We start from the raw sequence: 6,432 nt of genomic DNA on the forward strand, positions 1-6,432 counted from the left end.
CTTCCGATCTCCTCCCGAGTCCTGCGAGCGCCCGCCCCGCGGGGCCCCGCCGCGCGCGGTCCCGCCCCGCGAGCACCGGCCCCCGCTGCGCCCCGACCCGCAGCGCCAGCGCCACCAGCGCCTCCGGCGCGCCGGGGCGGCCGCGCACCCCGGGAAAGGCGTTGACGTCCACGATGACCGGCTCGGCGGGCCCGTCGAGCAGGTCGACCCCGTACACGTCGAGCCCGAACACCTCGCCGACGCGCAGCGCGAGCGCGGCCCGCCGGGCGGACGGCTCCCAGTCCTCCGCCCGCCCCGACTTCCCCGTGCCGGTGGCGAGCTCGGACTGCCGCCGGGCCGCGAACACCTGACCGTCGACCACCCACAGCTTCTGGTCCCAACCCGTCCCCGGGACGAACGGCTGCGTGACGACCGGCTCCTCGGGCCAGCGCTCGGCGAGTTCGCGCAACCGGGCCGGGCTGTCCACCCGGGCGACCAGGTCGTGCCGCCTGCTGTGCCGGCTCTTGACCACGAACGGGTAGGCCGGATCGGCGAGGTCGCCCAAGCGTCCGGCCGCGTCCGTGGCCGCGAAGGGCAGCCCGGCGGCGCGGGCGAGGTCGGCCATCCGCACCCGGTCCTGGCACAGCCCGGTGGCCGCCGCCGAGTTGACCACCGGCACGCCCCGCCGCTCCAGCTCCCCGGCCAGCGCCAGCGCCTGAGGCGTGCGGGCCTTGAGCAGGCAGACGTCGGCGAGCCCGGTCACGGGCCCGGCGGGCGGGACGACCGCCACCTCGTGCCCCCGGCGCACCAGCAGTTCGGCCGCCGAGGCCAGCACCGGATGCCCCGGGTCGCCGGTGATCAGTCCGATCTTCACAGCAACTCACCCTCACCGAAGCCGAGTTGACCGTAGGCGTCGCCGCCTGCGGACACCAGCTCGACCGGCCCGCCGGGCACCAGTTCGGCGGGCCCGCCGGGCACCGACACGGCCGTCCCGCTGCGCGCGAGCCGCAGCACCGCCCGGGAGACCCGGGCCACCGCGTCCGGCACCTGCCGGAAACTCGGGAAGTCGTTGACGTCCACCACCACCGGCCCGTCCGGCCCCAGCAGCACGTCGACCCCGTACAGGTCCAGCCCGAACACCTCGCCGACCTGCGCCACGATCCGCGCGACGCTCCCCGGCAGCGGCACCTGCCGTTCGCGCACGCCCTGCCCCGGGTGCAGCGGGGAGGAACGTTCCGTCGCGAAGAGCTCGCCGTCGACGCAGTACACCTTGAGGTCGGTCCCGGAGTTGGGCACGTACGGCTGGGCGATCAGCAGCCCCTCCCCCGCCAGCTCCGGCCCGACCTCCAGCAGCTGGTCGGGGCTGCGCACCAGCCGGACGGCACGCCCGGAGCTGCCGTCGGCGGGCTTGACCACGAGCGGGTACTCGGCGGCCGGGATCTCCGCCAGCCGTTCCCAGCGCGCGGCCGCGTACGTCACCGGGACGGGCAGCCCGCGGGTGCGGCCGATGACCGCGGCGAGCGCCTTGTCCCGGACCCCGCGGATCGAGCGCACGTCGTTCACCGTGGTGAGGCCGACGGCGGCGGCCGACTCCAGCAGGGTCAGCCCGGGCCCGCCGGACACGGTCTTGAGCACCCAGGCGTCGTGGCTGCCGGCCCGGACCTCCTCGGAGATCGCCAGCAGCGAGTCCCCGGGGCGCAGCACGTCCACCCGGTGTCCCCACGCCGTGAGTTGGCGTGCCACGTCGAGCGGCATGCCGTCGTGCCGGTAGTGTTCCTCCACCAGAAAGCAGAGCCTCATGGGCCTGTCTTCCCCCTTGCCTCGCCTAGTGCAGACGTCCGCCGTCCCCCTCGGCAGAGCTGTAAAGCCTTCAGCATGCACGCTGTGTTCGCACAAGATCGCTGCGAGCGGGTAAGCGTTCGGCAACAATCGGCCCCCGGGGAGACGCCGAGGGGCATCGGGGAGGCGGCGAGGGCCCCCGGGACGTGCCCCGGAAATCCGGTGGCACCGCGCCACAGCCCCTGCTTGGATGCACGCCGTGACCCCTGTTGATCATGTTCCCGACCGCCCCCTGCTCGACGAGATCGAGCGCTACTACGACGCCGTGCCGCGCAGCGCCGCCCGCACCGAGGACTTCGGACCGCTGACCCTGTTCGTCCGGGACGGGGGCGGCTGGCCGTACTACGCCCGCCCGACCCTCGGCCACCGCGGCTCGGCCGCCACCGCCGAGGACGTCCGCCGGGTGCTGGAGCGGCAGCGGGAGCTGGGCGTCCCGGAGGCCTTCGAGTGGGTGGCCGAGCAGACCCCGGAGCTTCGCGCGGCGGTCGAGGCGGCGGGCCTGACGGTGCACGAGCACCCGCTGCTGGTACTGGGCCCGCAGGACGAAGCGGCCCCGGCGCCCGAGCTGCCGGAGCCGGTGGAGGTCCGGGTGCTGGCCCCGGACGCGCCGGAACTGGCGGCCGCGCTCGCCGTCCCGCACCTGGCCTTCGGCGATCCGGGCACGGCGGTCGGCCCGACCGGTGCGGCCGAGCTGGCCACGGCCGCGGCGCGGCTGACGGCCGACGGCACGGCGGAGCAGGTCGCCCGGCGGATCGCCGCCGGCACCACCGTGCTGGCCGCGGCCCTGGAGGACGGCACGGCCCTGTGCGCCGGCCAGCACAACCCGGTGGGCCCGGTCACCGAGGTGGCCGGGGTGGGCACGCTCCCGTCCGCGCGCCGCCGCGGACTGGGCCTGGCGGTCACCGCGGCGCTGGTCGCGCACGCCCGGGCGAACGGGGTTCGGACGGTGTTCCTGTCCGCCGCCGACGAGGACGTCGCCCGGATCTACCGCCGGGCCGGCTTCCGCACCTTCGCGACGGCCCTGATCGCGGAACCCTCCGCCCAGCAGGAGCCCGCCCGGCAGCAGCCCACCGCCCAGTAGCAGCCCTGCGGCCCCGCCGCCCGGCGCCCCGGGGCCGGCCGAGGACGGCGCCGATCAGTCGTCGTCCTCGTCCTCCTCGTCCGCCCCGGTGACCTCCTCCCCTTCCGCCTCGTCCACCATCCAGGCCGCCAGCCGCTCGGCGACGCCCGACACCCCGAGCCGCCCCTCGCGGATGGCCCGGGAGAGGCTGCGCACCTCGCGGGCGGTGGTGGCAATGGTGCAGCCGCTGGCGACCAGGTAGGCGTAGGCGACGGCGGTCGCGAAGAGTTCGTTGGTCTTCTCCAGGGCGGGCACCCGGATCAGCTGGTGCATCAGCGCGGCGGCGCGGTCCTGTGGTTCGGGGTAGACCGCGATGTCGAATATCTCGGCCTGGTGGCGGGTGACGGCCGCGAGCAGCGAGCCGTAGTCGGTGACCTGCGGGTCACCGGGGGTGTACTGCTCGGCGGTCATGAGCAGCCACGAGAGGTCGACCTCCAGCTTCAACGGCGCACGTCCTGGAGGTCGCCGGGCTCCCCGAACTCGGCGAGGAAGGCCGACTCGTACTCCTTCATGAACTGCGCGGCCGCGTCCACGAAGGCCCGCCCGGACTCGCCCATGTCCTGTTGGACCAGGCGCTCGATGTACTGGTTCATGGAGATCCCCTGCTGCTCCGCCCGTTCCCGGGCCATCTCGGCGGTCGTGGCGTCGACCCGCACGTTCAGCTGCTTCTTACCCATGCCGTTCAAGCTAGCGCTCAAGTGCTAGCACAACAAGGGCGCGTGCACACCGCCCGCACACCTGCCGCACGCCCCCGCGCAACCTCGCCGTCACCGGGACGCCGAACGGCCGGGCCCGCGGCGGCTGCCACGGACCCGGCCCGCGCCGGAAGGGAGGCGGATCAGAACTGGGTGCTGACGGTCACCCCGCTGAAGTCGGTGTTCGCGTAGAGGCTCACGTAGCGGTAGCCCGCCGTCGGGTTGGTCACCGTGATGCTCTGGGTGGTGCCCGGGTTGGTGGACGAGGCGGTGTACGCGCTCGGCGAGGCCCAGGTGCTCTCGTTGTAGTACAGGGAGGCGGTGCCGGTGCCCCCGGAGGTGGTGATCCTCAGGGTGCTGGTGCCGGCCGGCAGGTAGACGTACAGGTAGTCCAGGTTGCCGGCGGTCGCCGCCAGATCGGCCCGCGAGCAGTTCTTGCCGAGCGCGTCGGCGCGGGGGTCGGTGCAGGCCGGCGGGGTGGTGGGGCCGCCGCCTCCGCCGGTGGTCACGGTGACGGAGGTCGGGGTGCTGGCGGTCCTGCCGGTGTCGTCGGTGACGGTCAGCGCGACGGTGTAGGTGCCGGCGGCCGCGTAGGTGTGGCTCGGGTTCTGCTGGTCGGACGAGCCGCCGTCGCCGAAGGTCCAGTGCCAGGCGGTGATCCGGCCGGGGCCGGTCTGGACGGACTTGTCGGTCAGGGTGACGGTCGGGCCGTTCACGGTCTGGCCGAACAGCGCGGTCGGGCCGGCCGCGTAGCAGGCGCCACCGGCGCAGGCGTCGAGCCAGGCGTCGAAGTCGGCGTCGTAGCCGGTGCCGATGCCGTTGTAGACCGCGTAGCCGCCCTGGTAGTCGCCGGTGCGGAAGTGCGCGAGCACGGAGTCGATGTCGGCCGGGTGCTTCTCGAACATGTACCGGACCGCCAGGTAGCCCCACGGGTAGGTGCGCACGGTGTCCGAATTGCCGTACGTGTTCTGGAAGATCGTGCTCAGCTTGTACGTGTGCCTGGCGGCCTCGGCCATCGCCTGGGTGTCGGTGGTGCCGCGGTAGGCGTAGGACTCGTACTCGGCGACGCCCTCGATCCACCAGATGTCCGGGACGGAGATCTCGGTGGAGAAGTTGCCCTTGAGGTCGTAGATGTTGTCCAGGTAGTGGGTGTACTCGTGGTTGAGGTTCCACACGTTGGCGGTGAAGCCGTCGTTCCAGGACTTCTGGTACATCACGCACACGGCCCGGTTGTTCGGGTCGGTCGGGTCCATGACGGTCTGTCCGCCGTTGTCGGTGGAGTTGTTGAAGATCGCCCAGGAGTAGGTCAGGTAGTCGGCCTGGTTGGCGAAGACCGCGAGGGTCAGCTCCTTGTCGTACTGGCCGGGGATCGGCCCGTTGTCCTTCACCAGCTTGTGGAAGAAGGTGTCCTCGCCGCGCAGGCTGGCGCAGACCGCGGACAGGTCGGCGGGCGGGAGCGCCTCGGTCAGGATGGTGCGGTTGTCGCAGACCAGCTGGTTCGGCAGCACCGCGGCGGTCAGCTTGGCCGGCAGGTCGCAGGTGCCGTAGTACGAGCACTGGCCGGGGTCGAAGCTGTTGGCCTGGTACGCGGTGTGGACGTACAGCGGGCCGGTGGCGCCGGTGATCCGGGCGCCGTCGAGGACGGCCTTGACCTTGCCCTTGACCGCGGCCTCGACCGCCGGGCCGTCGCCGGCCATCCGGCCGAGGTCGTTGCCCGCGTTGACGTCCAGGTAGGCGTTGGCGGTGCCGAGCAGGTCCTTGTGGTTCAGGGCGAAGTCGCCCAGGGTGGCGCCGATGCTCGGGTCCGCGCCGACCGCGCTGACGAAGTCGGGGTTCCAGTTGCCCCGCCACAGCGGAGCGGAGAGCACCGCGTTGACCGCCTTGAGCATCTTCGGGAAGGCGTTGTACGCGTTGTCGTACGACGTCAGCACCTGCTTGTAGACGCCCAGGTAGCTGCCCTGGAGGTTGGCGCTGTCGGTGAGCACCAGGACCTCGTTGAGCACGGTGCCGTTGCCGTCGCTCACGTCGGTGCGGTGCGGCGCGGCGAAGAACGCGTCCAGGGCGGCCTTGGAGGCACCGGTCAGGGCCGCGTCGTACGGGCCGACCGCCCCCGCGTTGTTCGACTGCACGTACCAGCCGGCCCGCTGGAAGAGCACGAGTTGCAGGATGCCGGTCGAGTTGTCGCCGGTGTAGCCGCCCGCCGCGTTCTGGAAGGCGTTGGCGACGGTGAGCATCTTCGCTTCCTTGAAGACGGCGCCCGCGTCCGTGCCGGTGACGTTGAACAGCGTGTTGACGCAGTCCGGGGTCGAGGCCTCCAGGAAGGAGACCAGGTCGGCCCCGCTGCGGCTGCCGAAGTCGGCCGGGGTGCAGCTCTGCGCGGTGGCGGCCGCGGCGGCGGCACCGCGGGCGGCGAGGGGCTGCTTGACCGGGGACGTCTTCGGCCCGGCCGGGCGCTGCGCGGTCTGCACGGCGGTGCCGGCCGGCTGGCCCATCACGAGCTGCCCGAGCAGCGCCGGGGGCAGCGGCTTGGCGACGGGGGCGGGTTCCTCGGCCGCACGGGACTGCTCGGCCGGGTCGACCGTGAGGAAGGCGCCGAGCGGCTTCGGCAGGGCGGAGCCCGGGTCGGCCGCCGGGGCGCCGGCCGCGGGCCGGGCGCTCGACCCGGAGGCGGCCGCGGCGGCGGAAGCAGCCGGGGCGGCGAAGGCGGCCGTGGCGGGCAGCAGCGTGGCGGCGGCACAGCAGCCGGCGACGAGGCCGGCCAGCAGGGTGGGGAGTGGTATCCGTGGGCGCACTGGTGGG

General features: G+C 73.5%; 6 protein-coding genes. 1 reads left to right on the top strand and 5 read right to left on the bottom strand.

Going from position 1 to position 6,432, the window contains the following annotated elements; genetic code table 11:
• Both ACIQOV_RS21690 and ACIQOV_RS21695 read right to left on the bottom strand, forming a co-directional pair.
• Positions 1 to 853 (bottom strand): RimK family alpha-L-glutamate ligase (locus tag ACIQOV_RS21690; protein WP_401050782.1); only part of this gene is annotated, 853 nt, incomplete at its 3' end.
• Positions 850 to 1,779: a RimK family alpha-L-glutamate ligase gene (locus ACIQOV_RS21695; RefSeq protein ID WP_401050784.1), complete on the bottom strand. Its 930-nt coding sequence runs from the start codon at positions 1,777 to 1,779 to the stop codon at positions 850 to 852. The genes ACIQOV_RS21690 and ACIQOV_RS21695, both read right to left, overlap by 4 nt.
• A 238-nt stretch (positions 1,780 to 2,017) precedes the next feature.
• Here ACIQOV_RS21695 and ACIQOV_RS21700 point away from each other — a divergent pair, with 238 nt between their 5' ends.
• Positions 2,018 to 2,899 carry a GNAT family N-acetyltransferase gene (locus ACIQOV_RS21700; RefSeq protein WP_401050787.1) on the top strand — a complete coding sequence of 294 codons (882 nt, stop codon included), beginning with the start codon at positions 2,018 to 2,020 and terminating at the stop codon, positions 2,897 to 2,899.
• A gap of 54 nt (positions 2,900 to 2,953) precedes the next feature.
• Here ACIQOV_RS21700 and ACIQOV_RS21705 read toward each other — a convergent pair whose 3' ends face one another.
• The 3 genes from ACIQOV_RS21705 to ACIQOV_RS21715 form a co-directional block, all read right to left on the bottom strand.
• Entirely contained in the window at positions 2,954 to 3,382 is a 429-nt protein-coding gene (locus ACIQOV_RS21705) for a fic family toxin-antitoxin system, toxin component (RefSeq protein WP_359909922.1), read from the bottom strand.
• On the bottom strand, positions 3,379 to 3,615 hold the full coding sequence (locus tag ACIQOV_RS21710; RefSeq protein WP_049659744.1) for a toxin-antitoxin system HicB family antitoxin: 237 nt from the start codon (positions 3,613 to 3,615) through the stop codon (positions 3,379 to 3,381). The genes ACIQOV_RS21705 and ACIQOV_RS21710 overlap by 4 nt, the downstream gene beginning before the upstream one ends.
• Before the next feature lie 161 nt (positions 3,616 to 3,776).
• The coding region (locus ACIQOV_RS21715) for a collagenase (protein ID WP_401050789.1) at positions 3,777 to 6,432 on the bottom strand (2,656 nt) is incomplete at its 5' end.

The organism is Kitasatospora sp. NPDC091257, assembly GCF_044757675.1.
GTDB classification, from domain to species: domain Bacteria; phylum Actinomycetota; class Actinomycetes; order Streptomycetales; family Streptomycetaceae; genus Kitasatospora; species Kitasatospora lactacystinica.

Bases quoted from the DNA above. Each gene is read 5' to 3' on its own strand.
- ACIQOV_RS21695 (WP_401050784.1), bottom strand. From the start codon at position 1,779: ATGAGGCTCTGCTTTCTGGTGGAGGAACACTACCGGCACGACGGCATG.
- ACIQOV_RS21710 (WP_049659744.1), bottom strand. From the start codon at position 3,615: ATGGGTAAGAAGCAGCTGAACGTGCGGGTCGACGCCACGACCGCCGAG.